At 61.0% G+C, this 16,798-nt stretch carries 14 protein-coding genes; 5 read left to right on the forward strand and 9 right to left on the reverse strand.

From position 1 onward, the window contains the following. The 5 genes from BI292_RS03105 to BI292_RS03125 form a co-directional block, all read left to right on the forward strand. A partial coding sequence (locus BI292_RS03105; protein ID WP_101206951.1) for an amidase occupies positions 1-912 on the forward strand: 912 nt, incomplete at its 5' end. A 10-nt stretch (positions 913-922) separates the two neighbouring features. Further along, positions 923-2,389 (forward strand): Asp-tRNA(Asn)/Glu-tRNA(Gln) amidotransferase subunit GatB, encoded by a 1,467-nt coding sequence (gatB, locus tag BI292_RS03110; RefSeq protein ID WP_101206952.1) that lies wholly within the window; start codon positions 923-925, stop codon positions 2,387-2,389. 257 nt (positions 2,390-2,646) lie between these two features. Beyond that, the gene (locus BI292_RS03115) at positions 2,647-3,030 is read left to right on the forward strand and encodes a septal ring lytic transglycosylase RlpA family protein (RefSeq protein ID WP_101206953.1); all 384 of its coding nucleotides are present in this window, start codon (positions 2,647-2,649) and stop codon (positions 3,028-3,030) included. A 46-nt stretch (positions 3,031-3,076) separates the two neighbouring features. Then, on the forward strand, positions 3,077-4,138 hold the full coding sequence (locus tag BI292_RS03120) for a calcium/sodium antiporter (protein WP_101206954.1): 1,062 nt from the start codon (positions 3,077-3,079) through the stop codon (positions 4,136-4,138). Then, positions 4,135-4,515 (forward strand): carboxymuconolactone decarboxylase family protein, encoded by a 381-nt coding sequence (locus tag BI292_RS03125; RefSeq protein ID WP_092273334.1) that lies wholly within the window; start codon positions 4,135-4,137, stop codon positions 4,513-4,515. Before BI292_RS03120 ends, BI292_RS03125 begins: the two co-directional genes overlap by 4 nt. Before the next feature lie 111 nt (positions 4,516-4,626). On the opposite strand, the gene BI292_RS03130 is transcribed toward BI292_RS03125, so the two are convergent. The 9 genes from BI292_RS03130 to BI292_RS03170 form a co-directional block, all read right to left on the reverse strand. Next, a complete protein-coding gene (locus tag BI292_RS03130) occupies positions 4,627-5,568 on the reverse strand; it encodes an AEC family transporter (RefSeq protein ID WP_092273337.1) in 942 nt (313 codons plus the stop codon). A 168-nt stretch (positions 5,569-5,736) separates the two neighbouring features. Next, positions 5,737-7,290, reverse strand: coding sequence for a galactarate dehydratase (garD, locus tag BI292_RS03135; RefSeq protein WP_101206955.1), 1,554 nt, complete (start codon positions 7,288-7,290; stop codon positions 5,737-5,739). An 11-nt stretch (positions 7,291-7,301) separates the two neighbouring features. After that, complete coding sequence (locus BI292_RS03140) at positions 7,302-8,753, reverse strand: MFS transporter (protein WP_256592608.1); 1,452 nt, start codon at positions 8,751-8,753, stop codon at positions 7,302-7,304. A gap of 77 nt (positions 8,754-8,830) precedes the next feature. Continuing rightward, positions 8,831-10,276 (reverse strand): aldehyde dehydrogenase family protein, encoded by a 1,446-nt coding sequence (locus BI292_RS03145; RefSeq protein WP_101206958.1) that lies wholly within the window; start codon positions 10,274-10,276, stop codon positions 8,831-8,833. A gap of 72 nt (positions 10,277-10,348) precedes the next feature. Beyond that, a complete protein-coding gene (gene kdgD, locus BI292_RS03150) occupies positions 10,349-11,260 on the reverse strand; it encodes a 5-dehydro-4-deoxyglucarate dehydratase (protein WP_092273349.1) in 912 nt (303 codons plus the stop codon). Positions 11,261-11,666: 406 nt separating this feature from the next. Continuing rightward, the gene (locus BI292_RS03155; protein ID WP_178076522.1) at positions 11,667-12,416 is read right to left on the reverse strand and encodes a FadR/GntR family transcriptional regulator; all 750 of its coding nucleotides are present in this window, start codon (positions 12,414-12,416) and stop codon (positions 11,667-11,669) included. Between the two features lie 226 nt (positions 12,417-12,642). After that, positions 12,643-14,370, reverse strand: a complete 1,728-nt coding sequence (locus BI292_RS03160; RefSeq protein WP_101206956.1) for an ABC transporter ATP-binding protein/permease — start codon at positions 14,368-14,370, stop codon at positions 12,643-12,645. 97 nt (positions 14,371-14,467) lie between these two features. Next, positions 14,468-15,028, reverse strand: a complete 561-nt coding sequence (locus BI292_RS03165) for a response regulator transcription factor (RefSeq protein ID WP_092273358.1) — start codon at positions 15,026-15,028, stop codon at positions 14,468-14,470. Continuing rightward, on the reverse strand, positions 15,021-16,283 hold the full coding sequence (locus tag BI292_RS03170) for an ATP-binding protein (protein ID WP_101206957.1): 1,263 nt from the start codon (positions 16,281-16,283) through the stop codon (positions 15,021-15,023). Before BI292_RS03170 ends, BI292_RS03165 begins: the two co-directional genes overlap by 8 nt. Positions 16,284-16,798 lie beyond the last annotated feature (515 nt).

Here is a 16,798-nt window from a genome sequence, read left to right on the forward strand (position 1 = left end):
GCGTTCACCAACCTCACCGGCCTGAAACCGACCTACGGTCGTGTGTCGCGCTGGGGCATGATTGCCTACGCGTCCAGCCTCGACCAGGGCGGCCCGTTGGCGCGCACTGCCGAAGACTGCGCGATCCTGCTGCAAGGCATGGCCGGTTTTGATGCCAATGATTCCACCAGCATCGACGAACCGGTGCCGGACTACAGCGCCAGCCTTAATAGCTCGCTGCAAGGCCTGCGCATCGGCGTGCCGAAGGAATACTTCAGCGCCGGTCTCGACCCGCGCATCGCCGAGCTGATCCACAACAGCGTCAAGGAGCTGGAAAAGCTCGGCGCCGTGGTCAAGGAAATCAGCCTGCCAAACATGCAGCACGCGATTCCTGCGTACTACGTGATCGCGCCTGCAGAAGCCTCCTCCAACCTGTCGCGTTTCGACGGCGTGCGTTTCGGCCATCGCTGCGAAGACCCGAAAAGCCTGGAAGACCTGTACAAGCGTTCCCGTGGTGAAGGTTTCGGCGCCGAAGTGCAGCGCCGGATCATGGTCGGCGCCTACGCGCTGTCGGCCGGCTACTACGACGCCTACTACCTGAAAGCGCAGAAGATCCGTCGTCTGGTGAAGAACGACTTCATGGCGGCGTTTAATGAGGTCGACATCATCCTCGGCCCAACCACGCCGAACCCGGCCTGGAAGCTTGGCGCGAAGAACAGCGACCCGGTCGCTGCCTATCTGGAAGACGTCTACACCATCACCGCCAACCTCGCGGGCCTGCCGGGCCTGTCGATGCCGGCCGGTTTTGTCGACGGTCTGCCGGTCGGCGTGCAATTGCTCGCCCCGTATTTCCAGGAAGGCCGTTTGCTCAACGTTGCGCACCAGTATCAGTTGAACACTGACTGGCACACCCGCACCCCAACCGGCTTCTGAGGAGAAACACATGCAATGGGAAGTCGTGATCGGGCTGGAGATTCATACACAGCTCACCACCCGGTCGAAAATCTTTTCCGGTAGTTCCACCACCTTCGGTTCCGAGCCGAACACTCAGGCCAGCCTCGTCGACCTGGGCATGCCCGGCGTGCTGCCGGTGCTGAACCAGGAAGCGGTGCGCATGGCGGTGATGTTCGGCTTGGCGATTGACGCCGAGATCGGCCAGCACAACGTGTTCGCGCGTAAAAACTACTTCTACCCGGACCTGCCGAAGGGTTACCAGATCAGCCAGATGGAACTGCCGATTGTCGGCAAGGGCCATTTGGACATCGCCATGGAAGACGGCACGATCAAACGTGTCGGCGTGACCCGTGCGCACCTGGAAGAAGATGCCGGCAAGAGCCTGCACGAAGAATTCAACGGCGCCACCGGCATCGACTTGAACCGTGCCGGCACGCCGCTGCTGGAAATCGTTTCCGAGCCGGACATGCGCAGCGCCAAGGAAGCCGTGGCCTACGTAAAAACCGTCCACGCGCTGGTGCGTTACCTGGGCATTTGCGACGGCAACATGGCTGAAGGTTCGCTGCGTTGCGACTGCAACGTGTCGATCCGTCCGAAAGGTCAGGTCGAGTTCGGCACGCGCTGCGAGATCAAGAACGTCAACTCGTTCCGCTTCATCGAGAAGGCGATCAACAGCGAAGTGCGTCGCCAGATCGAGCTGATCGAAGACGGCGGCAAAGTGATCCAGCAAACCCGCCTGTACGATCCGAACAAGGACGAAACCCGTCCGATGCGCAGCAAAGAGGAAGCCAACGACTACCGTTACTTCCCCGATCCGGACCTGTTGCCGGTGGTCATCGAGGATTCGTTCCTCGACGAGGTGCGCGCGACTTTGCCAGAATTGCCGCCGCAAAAACGCGAGCGTTTCCAGGCGCAATACGGCCTGTCGGTGTATGACGCCAGCGTCCTCGCCACCAGCCGCGAACAAGCCGATTACTTCGAGAAAGTCGCAAGCATTGGCGGCGACGCCAAACTGGCGGCCAACTGGGTGATGGTTGAATTGGGCAGCCTGTTGAACAAGCTAGACCTGGATATCACCAACTCTCCGGTCACTGCTGCAGAATTGGGCGGGTTGTTGCTTCGCATCAGCGACAACACGATTTCAGGGAAGATCGCAAAAAAGGTCTTTGAAATCATGACGACGACTGAAAAGTTCATTGAGGTGGGCGAAAACAAGGCTCGTGCGATTATCAACCATTATGGCTTGACGCAGGTCACCGACAGCGGCGCGATCTCGGCGGTGCTCGACGAAATGCTCGCGGCCAACGCCGAGCAAGTTGAACAATACCGTGCGGCAGACGAAGCCAAGCGCGGCAAAATGTTCGGCTTCTTCGTCGGCCAGGCCATGAAAGCCTCCAAAGGCAAGGCCAACCCGCAACAGGTCAACGAACTGCTGAAAAGCAAGCTCGAAGGCTGATCGACATGGAGCCAGCATTCAAAACTGGCTCAAATCCCTGTGGGAGCGAGCTGTTGTGGCTGGGGGGCTTCTGTGGCGAGGGGGCTTGCCCCCGTTGGGTCGCGGAGCGGCCCCGATTTCTGAACACCGCGTTCAGGTTTTGGGACCGCTGCGCAGTCCAACGGGGGCAAGCCCCCTCGCCACAACAAGCCCCCTCGCCACAACAAGCAACCTCGGCACACAGGCCAGCTCCCACATTTGTATTGGGAAACCACTGAATGAAGCGTCTGTTCGGCGCCTGCGCCCTGCTCGCTCTGACCGTCCTGCTGCCCGGTTGCGCCAGTGACGGCATCATCGATCCGCACGGTTACGACAAGACCGGCACCGCGTCCTATTACGGCGCCAGACATCAAGGCAAACGCACCGCCAGCGGCGAGCGTTTCAACAAGAATTCCCTGACAGCCGCCCACCGCCAATTACCTTTCGGCACCCGGGTGAAAATCACCAACCTGAACAATGACAAATCCTGCGTGGTGCGCATTAATGATCGCGGCCCGCACAGCCGTGGGCGCCTGATCGACGTGTCCCACGCCGCCGCCGAGCGCCTGGGCATGTTGCGCAGTGGCACCGCGAAGGTTCGCGTGCAGGCTCTGGACGACTGATGGAGCGCCGATCATCTACGGATTAACCGACATCCCGCTGCTGAGCGTGCTCGAATTATTCGGCGGCCTGCTCCTGCTGATCGCCGGCGCCGAGCTGATGGTGCGCGCCGCCGTGCGCCTGGCCGCGCGCCTGCATGTGCGGCCGCTGATCATCGGCCTGACCATCGTCGCCCTCGGCAGCAGCGCGCCGCAAATGGCCGTGAGCCTGCAAGCCATGCTTGCGCATAACCAAGACATCGCCGTCGGCAGCGTGATCGGCAGCAGCATCTTCAACATCCTCGTGATCCTCGGTCTGTCGGCGCTGATCATCCCGCTGCGCGTGTCGCGTCAAGTGGTACGGCTGGATATTCCGCTGATGATCGGCGCCAGCCTGCTCGTGTGTTTACTGGCCTGGAACGAAGAACTGAGCCGCACCGACGGCATCATCCTGCTCGCCGCGCTGGTGTTGTATCTGGGATTGTTGCTGCGCCAGTCGCAACATTCCGCGCGCCCGCATTCGAGTCAGCCGTCAACGCCACGCGCACCGTGGATCAGCAGCCTGCTGATGATCGTCGCCGGGCTGGCGATGTTGGTGTATGCCGGGCATTTGTTGCTCGGCGCAGCAGTGTCGGTGGCGACTGACCTCGGGTTGTCGGAGCGGATCATCGGCCTGACCGTGGTGGCGGTCAGCACTTCATTGCCGGTGCTCGCCACGTCGCTGATTGCCGCTTTGCGCGGGCAACGCGAAATTGCCGTGGGCAACGTGATCGGCAGCAACCTGTTCAACCTTCTCGGCGTGCTCGGTTTGACCGCGCTGGTGGCGCCCGCGCCGCTGTCGGTGTCGCCGAACGCGCTGGATTTCGACTTGCCAGTGATGCTCGGCGTCGCCGTGCTGTGCCTGCCGGTGTTCTATTCCGGTTATCGAGTGACGCGCGCCGAAGGCCTGCTGTTTCTCGGTTTGTACCTGGCGTACGGGCTGCACGTGGTGTCGTTTACCACGGGCATGCCGCTGGCCGGCAAGCTTGAACACTTGATGCTGATTTTCGTCCTGCCGGCGCTGGTGGCGTTTCTGCTGTTCACGTCGCTGCGCGCCTGGCGTCGCCAACACCACAAGAAGGATGTGCCATGACCGACCAGAAAAAGCCCGGCGTTGAAGTGCGCCGGCAAGTGATGGGCGATGCATTCGTTGACCGCGCGCTCGGCAATGCCACTGAGTTCAGCCAGCCGCTGCAGGATTTCGTCAATGATCACGCGTGGGGCAGCGTGTGGAATCGCGAAGGTCTGCCGCTGAAAACCCGCAGCCTGATCACCCTCGCCGCACTGACCGCATTGAAGTGCCCGCAAGAGTTGAAAGGTCACGTGCGCGGTGCGCTGAACAACGGTTGCACCGTGGAAGAGATCCGCGAAGCGCTGCTGCATTGCGCGGTGTACGCGGGTGTGCCGGCGGCGGTTGATGCGTTTCGGGCGGCGCAGGAAGTGATTGATAGTTATCAGAAGCCGGAGTAAGCAGGTCGATGGCCTTCGCGGGCAAGCCTCGCTCCTACAGGGTCGGTGATCCCCCTGCAGGAGCGAGGCTTGCCCGCGAAGAGGCCCTCAATATCACCGCAAATCCTGGGGTTAAATCCACCCACCCCACTGCAACACAAAGATCCCGATATTGGTGGTCACCGCCGCCATCAGCGTTGTAATCACAATGATCGCCGCCGCCAGTTCATGGTTGCCATTGGCCTGACGCGCCATGACAAAACTCGCCGCCGCCGTCGGGCTGCCAAAGTACAGAAACAGAATCCCCAGCTCCGCACCACGAAAGCCCCAGAGCCACGCGCCTACCGTCGCCAGCACCGGCAAACCGATCATCTTCACCAGGCTCGAACTCAGCGCCATGTTGCCGCTTTTGCGCAGCGCCGCCAGCGACAAGGTGCCGCCAATGCAGATCAACGCCAGCGGCAGTGTGGTTTGCGCCAGGTATTGGCCGGAGGTTTCCAGCCAGCCCGGCAGACCGATCTTGAAATAGGCAAACGGCGCCGCGGCCAACACGCTGACGATCAGCGGGTTGGCCATTACGCTTTTGCAGATGCTCCACGGATCGGACTTGATCACCGGGCTGTACACCGCCAGCACGATGGTCGACAGGGTGTTGTAGAAGAGAATGACCAGCGCCGCGAGAATCGCCCCGAGGGAAATCCCGTAGTCGCCGTACATGCTCGCCGCCAGCGCCAGACCGATCACGCCGTTGTTGCCGCGAAACGCGCCTTGGGTGTAGATGCCGCGATCTTCACGCGGGCACTTCCAGATCGCCCAGCCCCAGGCGATGGCGAAGCAGACCAGGGTGGCGATCGAGAAGTAGATCAGCAGTGCCGGTTGCAGCGCGGCGTGCAGGTCGGCGTGCAAGATGCCGAGAAACAGCAACGCCGGCATGGTGACGTTGAACACCAGGGCCGACGCCGTGTGAATGAAATTGTCGTTGATCCAGTTGATGCGCTTGAGCAGCACACCGAGAAACAGCATGGCAAACACCGGCGCGGTGATGTTCAGGGTTTCGAGGAAAATAGCCAGCATGCCGGGAGACCTTGGGGGTGGGCGTCGTTAGGGGGCTAATGATAAGCCAGCAAGTCCCCCGGCGTCTGTCATCGCGCTATCGCGAGCAAGCTCGCTCCCACATTTGATCTCCGGTGTGGCCGAGATCCCTGTGGGAGCGAGCTTGCTCGCGATGCAGGCGACTCGGTCTCAGGTGATCGGCGCCGGGTTGAACAAGGTGATGTCGTTGTACAGCTTGTGCTGCTCGGCCCACGTCTGTTTCTTGCCACTGGCGACGTCCAGGTAGTAGCGGAACAACTCCCAGCCGAGGTCCTCGATCGACGCACGCCCGGTCGCGATCCGCCCGGCATCGATGTCGATCAGATCCGGCCAGCGCTGCGCCAATTCGGTCCGCGTTGATACCTTCACCACGGGCGCCATCGCCAAACCGTACGGCGTGCCGCGCCCGGTGGTGAACACGTGCAGGTTCATCCCCGCCGCCAATTGCAACGTGCCGCAGACAAAATCACTCGCCGGGGTTGCGCAAAAAATCAGCCCTTTGCGCTTGAACCGTTCACCCGGGCCAAGCACGCCGTTGATTGCGCTGCTGCCGGATTTGACGATCGAGCCCAGCGACTTTTCGACAATGTTCGACAACCCGCCCTTCTTGTTGCCCGGCGTGGTATTGGCGCTGCGGTCCGCTTCGCCCTTGGCCAGGTAACGGTCGTACCAGTCCATTTCGCGCACCAGTTCCTCGGCGACTTCGGTGCTTTCGGCACGCGAGGTCAGCAGGTAAATCGCGTCGCGCACTTCGGTGACTTCGGAAAACATCACCGTCGCGCCCGCGCGCAGCAGCAGGTCCGAGGCATAACCCAGCGCCGGGTTGGCGGTGATGCCGGAGAACGCATCGCTGCCGCCGCACTGCATGCCGAGGATCAACTCGGACGCCGGCACGGTTTCGCGGCGACGTTGGTCGAGCTTCTTCAGACGGGTTTCGGCCAGCGCCATGATCTGCTCGATCATCTCGGTGAAACCGTGACTCGAATCTTGCAAGCGATACAGCCACGGGTCGCTCAAATCCACCGAGCTGTCGTTCTCGTGCATCACCTGCCCGGCCTGCAATTTCTCGCAACCGAGGCTGATCACCAAGGCCTCGCCGCCCAGGTTCGGGTTGCGCGCCAGATTGCGCACGGTGCGAATCGGAATGTAGGCGTCGGTGGCGGTAATCGCCACGCCGCAGCCATAACTGTGGGTCAGCGCCACCACGTCATCGACGTTCGGGTAGCGCGGCAGCAACTCGTCTTTGATGCGTTTGACCGCATGGTCGAGCACGCCGGTCACGCACTGCACCGTGGTGGTGATCCCGAGAATATTGCGCGTGCCGACGGTGCCGTCGGCGTTGCGATAACCCTCGAACGTGAAGCCTTCCAGCGGTGCCTGCGTCGCCGGCACATCGGTGGACAGCGGCAGGCTGTCCAGCGGTGGCGCGGTGGGCATGCGCAGTTGATCTTCCTTGACCCAACTGCCACGCGGGATCGGCTGCAACGCGTAGCCGATGGTCTGGCCGTAACGAATCACCAGGCCGCCCTCGGGGATGTCCTCGAGCGTGACTTTGTGGCTTTGCGGAACGAAATCCACGGTAACCAGACCGTCGGGAAATTCAGTGCCGGCCGGTACGCCTTGGTCATTGACCACAATCACTACGTTGTCGCGCGGGTGCAGGCGGATGTAGCGCGGCGAGTCGGAATGTTCAATCAACTGCATGACGCCGCTCCTCAGGAATGCGCTTCGGTTAATTTGGTCAGTTCAGGACCGGTGGTTGGCGGCTCTTTGAGCACCACACGTTTGATCGGACCGACGATCACCAGGTAGCTGAACACCGCGACCAGCGCGTTGCAACCGACAAACACCAGCGCCCATTTGAACGAACCGGTGGAGCTGATGATGTAGCCGATGACGATCGGCGTGGTGATCGAGGCGATGTTGCCGAAGGTGTTGAACAAACCACCGCTCAGGCCGGCAATCTGTTTCGGCGAGGTGTCGGACACCACCGCCCAGCCCAGTGCGCCAACGCCTTTGCCGAAGAAAGCGAGGGCCATGAAGCCGACGACCATCCATTCCACATCAACGTAGTTGCACGCGACGATGCTGCTCGACACCAGCAAACCGGCAATGATCGGTGCCTTGCGGGCGAAGGTCAGGGAATGGCCTTTGCGCAGCAGGTAATCGGAAATCACCCCGCCGAGCACGCCACCGATAAACCCGCAGATCGCCGGCAACGAGGCAATGAAACCAGCCTTGAGAATGGTCATGCCGCGTTCTTGTACGAGGTACACAGGGAACCAGGTCAGGAAGAAATAGGTGATGCCGTTGATGCAGTATTGGCCCAGGTAAACGCCGAGCATCATGCGGTTGGTCAGCAACTGGCGGATGTAATCCCACTTCGGCCCGTCGACTTTTTTGCCCTTGCCTTTGTCCTGGTCCATGTCGACCATGCCGCCGTTGTCGGCGATGTGCTTGAACTCGGCTTCGTTGATCATCGGGTGTTGGCGCGGGCTGTGGATAACCTTGAGCCAGATCCCCGAGAAGACGATGCCGATCAGCCCCATGACGATGAACACGTGCTGCCAGCCGAAGCTGTAGACGATCCAGCCCATCAGCGGTGCGAACAACACGGTGGCAAAGTATTGCGCCGAGTTGAAGATCGCCGAGGCGGTGCCGCGTTCAGCGGTCGGGAACCACGCCGCAACGATGCGCGCGTTGCCGGGGAAGGATGGCGCTTCGGCCAAGCCCACCAGAAAGCGCAGCATGAACAGCGCAACAATCGCGGTGGACATGCCGAATTCACCGACGTAGCCCTGCAGCACGGTGAACAGCGACCAGGTGAAAATGCTCAGTGCGTAGACTTTTTTCGAGCCGAACCGATCGAGCAGCCAGCCACCGGGAATTTGCCCGGCCACGTAGGCCCAACCGAATGCAGAGAAGATGTAGCCGAGGGTGACCGCGTCGATGCCGAGGTCTTTTTGCAGGCTGGAACCCGCGATGGCGATAGTGGCCCGGTCGGCGTAGTTGATCGTGGTCACCAGAAAAAGCATGAGCAAAATCAAATAGCGGACGTGAGTCGGCTTGGTCGCTTGCATGTAGATGTACTCCCACTGATTATTTTTATGCGCGGGTGAATCTTTTTGTGTTCTGTAGGAGCGAGCTTGCTCGCGATGGTGGTCAATGATGACGCGGGCATCAGGTATACCGCCGCGTCCTCAAGACCATCGCGAGCAAACTCGCTCCCGCAGGGGTGTTGCGTTTACGAACCGATGTAGCTGGTTTTCACCACGGTGTAGAACTCTTGCGCGTAGCGACCTTGCTCGCGGGAACCGTAGGACGAGCCTTTACGACCACCGAACGGAACGTGGTAATCGACGCCGGCAGTCGGCAGATTGACCATTACCATCCCGGCCTGGGAGTGGCGTTTGAAGTGGTTGGCGTACTTCAACGACGTGGTGGCGATGCCCGCCGACAAACCGAATTCGGTGTCGTTGGCCATGGCCAGTGCCGCTTCGTAATCCGCCACGCGAACCACGTTGGCCACCGGGCCGAAAATCTCTTCACGGCTGATGCGCATCGCCGCTTCGCTGTCGGCAAACAGCGTTGGCGCCAGGTAATAACCTTCGGTGTCGCAGGTCACCAAACCACCACCGCTGACCAGACGTGCACCTTCGGACTGGCCGATGTCGATGTACTTCATGTCTTGTTCAAGCTGCGCTTGCGAAACCACCGGACCAATGTCGGTGCCGGATTTCAGCGCGTGGCCGACCTTGATCGACTTCATGCGCTCGGCCACGGCTTCAACGAACTTGTCGTGAATCCCGGCGGTGACGATGAAGCGGCTCGACGCCGTGCAACGCTGACCGGTGGAGTAGAACGCGCTCTGCACCGACAACTCGACCGCTTGCTTGAGGTCGGCGTCGTCGAGAATGATCTGCGGGTTTTTGCCACCCATTTCCAGCTGCACTTTCGCTTGGCGCGAGACGCAGCTGACGGCGATCTGACGACCGACGCCGACCGAACCGGTGAAGCTGATGCCGTCGACCTTCGGGCTCTGCACCAGCGCATCGCCAACCACCCGGCCGCTGCCCATCACCAGGTTGAACACGCCGGCCGGGAAGCCTGCGCGGGAGATGATTTCGGCCAGCGCCCAGGCACAGCCCGGCACCAGATCAGCCGGTTTCAGCACGACGCAGTTACCGTAAGCCAGGGCCGGGGCGATTTTCCATGCCGGGATGGCGATCGGGAAGTTCCACGGGGTGATCAGGCCGACCACGCCGAGCGCTTCGCGAGTGACTTCGACGTTGACGCCCGGACGCACCGACGGCAGGTAATCGCCGGACAGACGCAGGGTTTCACCAGCGAAGAATTTGAAGATGTTACCGGCGCGGTTCACTTCGCCGATGGCTTCAGGCAGGGTCTTGCCCTCTTCACGGGCCAGCAACGTGCCGAGCTCTTCGCGACGGGCGAGGATTTCGCTGCCGACTTTGTCCAGCGAATCGTGGCGAGCCTGAATGCCGGAAGTCGACCAGGCCGGGAACGCGGCGCGGGCGGCGTCGATGGCGGCGTGCACCTGGGCCAGGTCAGCCTTGGCGTATTCGCCGATGGTGTCGGTCAGTTCGGACGGGTTGATGTTGGCGCAGTATTCACTGCCGGCAACCCATTCACCGTTGATGTAGTTATCAAAGCGTTTTGCATCTGCCACGGGCATTCCCCTTAAAAGAACTCCAGACCCAAAAGGCCGCTGATCACTCAGCGGCCTTATTGATCGGATGTGTTATTGCGCACCTTGCTTGTCGATCAGCGCGGCGAGCATTTCGTACTCTTCGCCGGTCAGGTCAGTCAAAGGTGCCCGAACCGGGCCTGCGTCATAGCCGGCAATTTTTGCCCCAGCCTTGACGATGCTCACGGCGTAACCGGATTTGCGGTTACGGATGTCGAGGTACGGCAGGAAGAAGTCATCGATGATCTTGCCGACGGTGGCGTGATCTTCGCGGGCAATGGCGTGGTAGAAATCCATCGCGGTTTTCGGAATGAAGTTGAACACCGCCGAAGAGTAAACCGGCACGCCCAGCGCTTTGTAAGCGGCGGCGTAGACTTCGGCGGTCGGCAAACCACCGAGGTAGCTGAAGCGATCACCGAGGCGGCGACGGATCGACACCATCAACTCGATATCGCCCAGGCCATCCTTGTAGCCGATCAGGTTCGGGCAGCGCTCGGCCAGACGTTCCAGCAGCGGCGCGGTGAGCCGGCAAACGTTGCGGTTGTAGACGACGACGCCGATTTTCACCGATTTGCACACGGCTTCAACGTGGGCGGCAACCCCGTCCTGGCTCGCTTCGGTCAGGTAGTGCGGCAGCAGCAACAGGCCTTTGGCGCCCAGACGCTCGGCCTCTTGGGCGTATTCGATGGCTTGGCGAGTCGAACCGCCGACGCCGGCGAGGATTGGCACGCTGGTTTCGCAGGTGTCGACGGCAGTCTTGATGATTTCCGAATATTCGCTGGCCGCCAGAGAGAAAAACTCACCGGTGCCGCCCGCGGCGAACAGAGCCGAGGCGCCGTATGGGGCCAGCCATTCGAGACGTTTGATGTAGCCAGCGCGATGGAAATCGCCCTGTGCATTGAAATCGGTAACCGGGAAAGACAGCAGGCCGGAAGAGAGGATGGACTTCAGTTCTTGTGGATTCATTATTCGAACACCCTGGGTAGCAACGTTGTGTGAGAAAACCGTTCAGCCTTCGCCGAAGTTGTAGGTCATCGTACAACCTAAAATAAAACCGTCAACTGCATTTCATCGCTGTGTGGGGAAATTAGGGGTGGATGGGGGTGATTGAACAAGGGTGCGGGCGGCGATAGCGCGCTGCTAGAGATGTGTTCGCGCAGGTCATAGGTTGTCGGAGGAGTACGAAACGTGAGTTGTGGTTGAGTTGAAGTGCAACTGGCTGATGTGTGCCGATCAAGCGATCAGTGGGTAAATGCCAGAGAGATGACAGGCAGCGGCCCTCATCGCGAGCAGGCTCGCTCCTGCAGTAGAAATGCATTCACCCTGTAGGAGTGAGCCTGCTCGCGAAGGCGTCTTGGCAGGCGACACGCTATCAGCCGCGTTGCGCTTCAGCCTCTTCATGCGCATGGCGCAGGCGTTCGCGGCTGTTGGTCAGGTGCAGGCGCATGGCGGCGCGCGCGGCATCGGAATCCTGACGGGCGATGGCGTCGTAGATTTCCTCGTGCTCGCGGCTCAGGCGGCTCATGTAATGCTGCTGATCGTCATGCGCCAGGCGCGCCGAGTTCAGCCGGGTGCGCGGAATGATGCTGGTGCCGAGGTGGGTCATGATGTCGGTGAAATAGCGGTTGCCGGTCGACAACGCAATTTGCAGGTGAAACTGGAAGTCCGACGCCACCGCATCGCTGGCGTGCGCGGCGCTTTCGTTGAGCGCGTCCAGCGCCGCACGCATCAGGCCCAATTGCTCGGCGCTGCGGCGTTGCGCGGCGAGGCCGGCGGATTCCACTTCCAGGCTGATGCGCAATTCGAGAATCGCCAACACATCACGCAACGTAACCACAGTCGCCGGGTCGATGCGAAAGCCGCTCGGGCTCGGCGTATCGAGGACAAACGTGCCGATGCCGTGGCGGGTTTCAACCTGCCCGGCGGCCTGCAAACGGGAAATCGCCTCGCGCACCACGGTGCGGCTGACGCCATGCGCATCCATGATTGCCGACTCGGTGGGCAACTTGTCGCCACGTTTGAGTTGGCCGTCGCGGATCTGCTCGGACAGCACCGTCACCAGTTCCTGAGCGAGGCTGCGGCGCTTGCGCGGGAGGCGAGGTGCGTCGATCGGGTTTTCCATGGTGAACGTCTGTCTCGAAAATGTCGGCTGAAACCGCATCATAGCTCAACGCGGTTGTACGATCACCACCGCCCCCACCACCCCGCAGAAGCCAGGCTCATGTGGCGAGGGGGCTTGCCCCCGTTGGGTCGCGAAGCGGCCCTGAAAAATTGGGACCGCTGCGCAGTCCAACGGGGGCAAGCCCCCTCGCCACAAAGGCCCACCCCACAAGAGGCGTCTGTGGTGCCTAGGCGGTTACGGCTTGCTCCGCCAAACGCCCGTTGTCGATACGAACATGGCGTGGGTGGAAGCGCTTCAAACTGCTGCGGTGCCCGACGCTGACGATGCTCAACCCGGGGATTTCATCGATCAACGCCTGATACAACGTCGCCTCGTCCTCTTCATCCATCGCCGAGGTGGCTTCGTCCATGTACAGCCATTGCGGCGCAAACAACAGCGCGCGGGCGAAGGCCAGCCGTTGCTGCTCACCCGGCGACAACATGCGCTGCCAGTGATTGGCCTCGTCCAGCCGCGCCACCAGATGCGGCAATCGGCAGGTTTCCAGCACCTGCGCATAACGCTCCGGCGCATAGGCGTCGCTGGCCTGTGGATAATTCAGCGCTTCACGCAACGTGCCAATCGGCAGATACGGTTTTTGCGGCAAGAACAGATAACGCGCCGCCGGCAGCCGGATGCTGCCGTGGCCCGCTGGCCACAAATGCCCCATCGCCCGCAGCAACGTCGATTTACCGCTGCCGGAACGGCCGCTGAGCATCACGCGCTCCCCCTGCTCCACGGTCATGTCGGCGCTGGTCAGCAAGTGACGACCGTCCGCCAGGTCGAGGCCGAGGTTACTGACCCGCAGCGCCGAACCCTGATTCTGCACATCGATGGCCGGCGGACGCTCTTCGTTATCGCTCATCGCTTCACGGAAACTCAACAGACGATCGCAAGTCGCGCGCCATGCCGCGAGGTTCTGATACGCGCTGATAAACCAGCTGAAACTCTCCTGCACATTGCCGAACGCCGAACTGATCTGCATCAGCTCACCGAGTTCGATCTTGCCCGCGAAATAACGCGGCGCCGCGACCATGAACGGAAAGATGATCGCCACCTGGTTGTAACCGGAAGTGAAGAAAGTCAGACGCTTGGACACCTTCATGATGTCCCAGAAGTTGTGCCAGATCAGACCGAAACGGTCGCTCAAACGGCGGTTCTCGTTGGGTTCGCCGTTGTACAGGGCGATGCTTTCAGCGTTCTCGCGGATCCGCACCATGGAGAAACGCAGGTCGGCTTCGAAGCGTTGTTGCTGATTGTTCAAACCGATCAAGCGACGACCGATCAGGTGTGTCAGCCAACTGCCGATCACCGCATACACCAGCACACACCAGAACATGTAGCCGGGAATGGTGATGCCGAACACTTCAATGCTGCCCGAAACGCCCCACAAAATGATCGAGAACGACACCAGGCTGACGATGTTGCGCAGCAAACCGATGCCCAGTTCCAGGGTGCTGGAGGTGAACGTATTGAGGTCTTCGGAAATCCGCTGGTCGGGGTTATCGGTGTAACCGCCCTGCTCCAACTGGTAGTAATTCTTGTGCCCGAGCCAACGGGCGAAATGCTGTTCGGTGAGCCAGGCACGCCAGCGAATGGTCAGCATCTGCGTCAGGTACAAGCGATACACCGCGCCGAGAATCGCCAGCGTCGCAATGCCGCAGAAATACAGGATCAGTTGCCAGAACGCGGCCTCATCCTTTTTCTGCAAGGCGTTGTAGAAATCCTTGTACCAACTGTTGATCCACACCGAAATCGCCACGCTGAACAGCGACAGCACAATCACCGCGATCAGCAGCGTCCACGCTTTGCCCTTCTCTTCACTGCGCCAGTACGGCGTGATCATCGCCCAGACTTTGCGAAAAAACTGCCCGCGCACAGCATCATTGACCGCGCAATATTCAGCGTTCTGCTTCATGAATTAGGCTCGATAGGGAAAAGTACACGCACGCGCCGATCATAGATGATCGGCGCGGTTTGTCGCGAGGCACGGCCGGCATTCGTTCAGCGCAGGTTCAGCGACGAACGGGACGCTTCTGCAATTTGCGTTGCAGAGTCCGGCGGTGCATGCCCAAGGCGCGGGCGGTGGCGGAGATGTTGCCTTCGTGCTCGGTCAACACGCGCTGAATGTGTTCCCACTGCAAGCGGTCCACGGACATCGGGTTTTCCGGCACCAGCGTGTCGAGGTCGGCGTGCTCGGACAGCAGCGCCGCCAGCACGTCATCGGCATCGGCCGGTTTGCACAGGTAATTGCAGGCGCCGCGCTTGATCGCTTCGACGGCGGTGGCAATGCTCGAATAACCGGTGAGAATCACCACGCGCATTTCCGGGTCGAGTTCGAGCAGTTTCGGCAGCAGCACCAGGCCCGAATCGCCGTCCATTTTCAGGTCGAGCGCGGCGTAATCCGGCAGGTCGGCCTGGGCGATGGTCAGGCCTTCTTCGGCGGAACCGGCGGTGCTCACGCGAAAACCCCGGCGAGCCATGGCGCGGGCCATTACGCGGGTGAACGTGGCGTCATCGTCTACCAGCAGCAAATGCGGCAGCTCTTCGCCTTCTACTTGGATCTCTTCACTCATGTTCGTTTCCTCGGGCGACACGGGGCAGGCGCAGCTCGGTAAGCGTGCCACCTTCCTCATGACTGTAGAGTTTCACTGAGCCGCCCGCGCGTGTCACGCTGGCTTTGCTCAAAAACAGGCCCAGGCCGAAACCTTTGCCCTTGGTGGTAAAAAACGGTTTGCCGATCTGCTCGGCAATCGCCAGCGGCACACCGGCGCCGTGGTCGCGAATGCTGATGGTCAAGTCTTCGGCATTCCAGTCCAGCGTCACTTGCAGCCCTTCGGGGCAAGCGTCGGCGGCGTTATTGAGCAAATTCAGCAGCGCCTGGGTCAGGTCCGGCGGCGGCGCCATGCGCGGCACGCTGCCCTGGCCGAGACGCTGAAAGCGATAACTGGCCTCCGGGCGCATCAGGTGCCAGCGGTTCAGCGCTTCGTCGAGCCAATCAGTGACGTCCTGCATCTCCACGGCCAAGCGGCGATTGGCCTCGGCGGCGCGCACCAGTTGCTGCAAGGTCTCTTTGCAGAGTTTGACCTGATCCTGCAGCACCTTCAGATCATCCTGCAACAGCGGGTCGGGATGGTCCTGCTGCATCTCTTTGAGCAACACGCTCATGGTCGCCAGCGGCGTCCCCAATTCATGCGCGGCGCCCGCAGCCTGAGTGGCGACGGCGAGCAATTGCTGGTCGCGCAGGCCTTCTTCACGACGGATCGCGCGTAACTCTTCCTGACGCCGCAACTCTTCCGCCATGCGCGCAGCGAAGAAGGTGATCACCGCCGCCGCGAGCGCGAAACTCAGCCACATGCCGTAGACCTGCAGGTTTTCCCGGGCAATCGGGAAGGTTTGCAGCGGATAGAAACGCGCCAGCAGCAGCGTGTACATGGCTAGGGCGATGCCCGACAGAATCAGCGAAAACCGCCACGGCAAGGTCACGGCAGCGATGGTCAGCGGCACCAGGTAATAAGAGACGAACGGGTTGGTCGAACCGCCAGAGAAATACAGCAAGGCACTGTGGATAAACAGGTCGCAGGCCAGTTGCACGGCGTATTCGAGCTCGGTCACCGGCCACGAAGTGCGCAGGCGAATCGCGGTAAACGCGCACAGCAGCATCGAGCAGCCGAGAGTCATTGCCAGTTGAAACCAGGGCAATGGCAGCAAATCGAACCAGTAGGCCAGCCCGACGGAACCGGCCTGTGCGGCCAGCACCAAAGTGCGGATGAACGTCAGCCGCCAGAGATTCTGGCGAGTCGCGGAAGTGATTTGAACGGCGGCGAGCATGAGCTCTCCTGATGAGCGCTCCAGGCGGATCGCACGGAGTATAACCAAGCACGGGGGCCGACAGGCAAAAGTGCGGCAAACGGCCACACGTCAACACCCCACACAAACCCTTTGTAGCAGCTGCCGAAGGCTGCGTTCGGCTGCGCAGCAGTCGTGAAATCGGGCGCCGCGGTGTTTCAGTAAAACCGGGGGCTCGGGTTTTACGTCTGCTGCGCAGCCGGACGCAGCCTCGTACCTCGGCAGCTGCTACAGGGGTTTTTGGTGATCTGGAACTGGCCCCGGCCCCATGTAGCAGCTGCCGAAGGCTGCGTTCGGCTGCGCAGCAGTCGTCAAATCAGGCGACGCGGTGTTTCAGTAAAACCTCGTGCTTGGTTTTACGACTGCTGCGCAGCCGGACGCAGCCTCGTGCCTCGGCAGCTGCTACAGGGGTTTTTGGTGATCTGGAACTGGCCCCGGCCCCATGTAGCAGCTGCCGAAGGCTGCGTTCGGCTGCGCAGCAGTCGTCAAATCAGGCG

Origin of the sequence: Pseudomonas sp. 43NM1, from assembly GCF_002836905.1 — a bacterium.
GTDB classification, from domain to species: domain Bacteria; phylum Pseudomonadota; class Gammaproteobacteria; order Pseudomonadales; family Pseudomonadaceae; genus Aquipseudomonas; species Aquipseudomonas prosekii.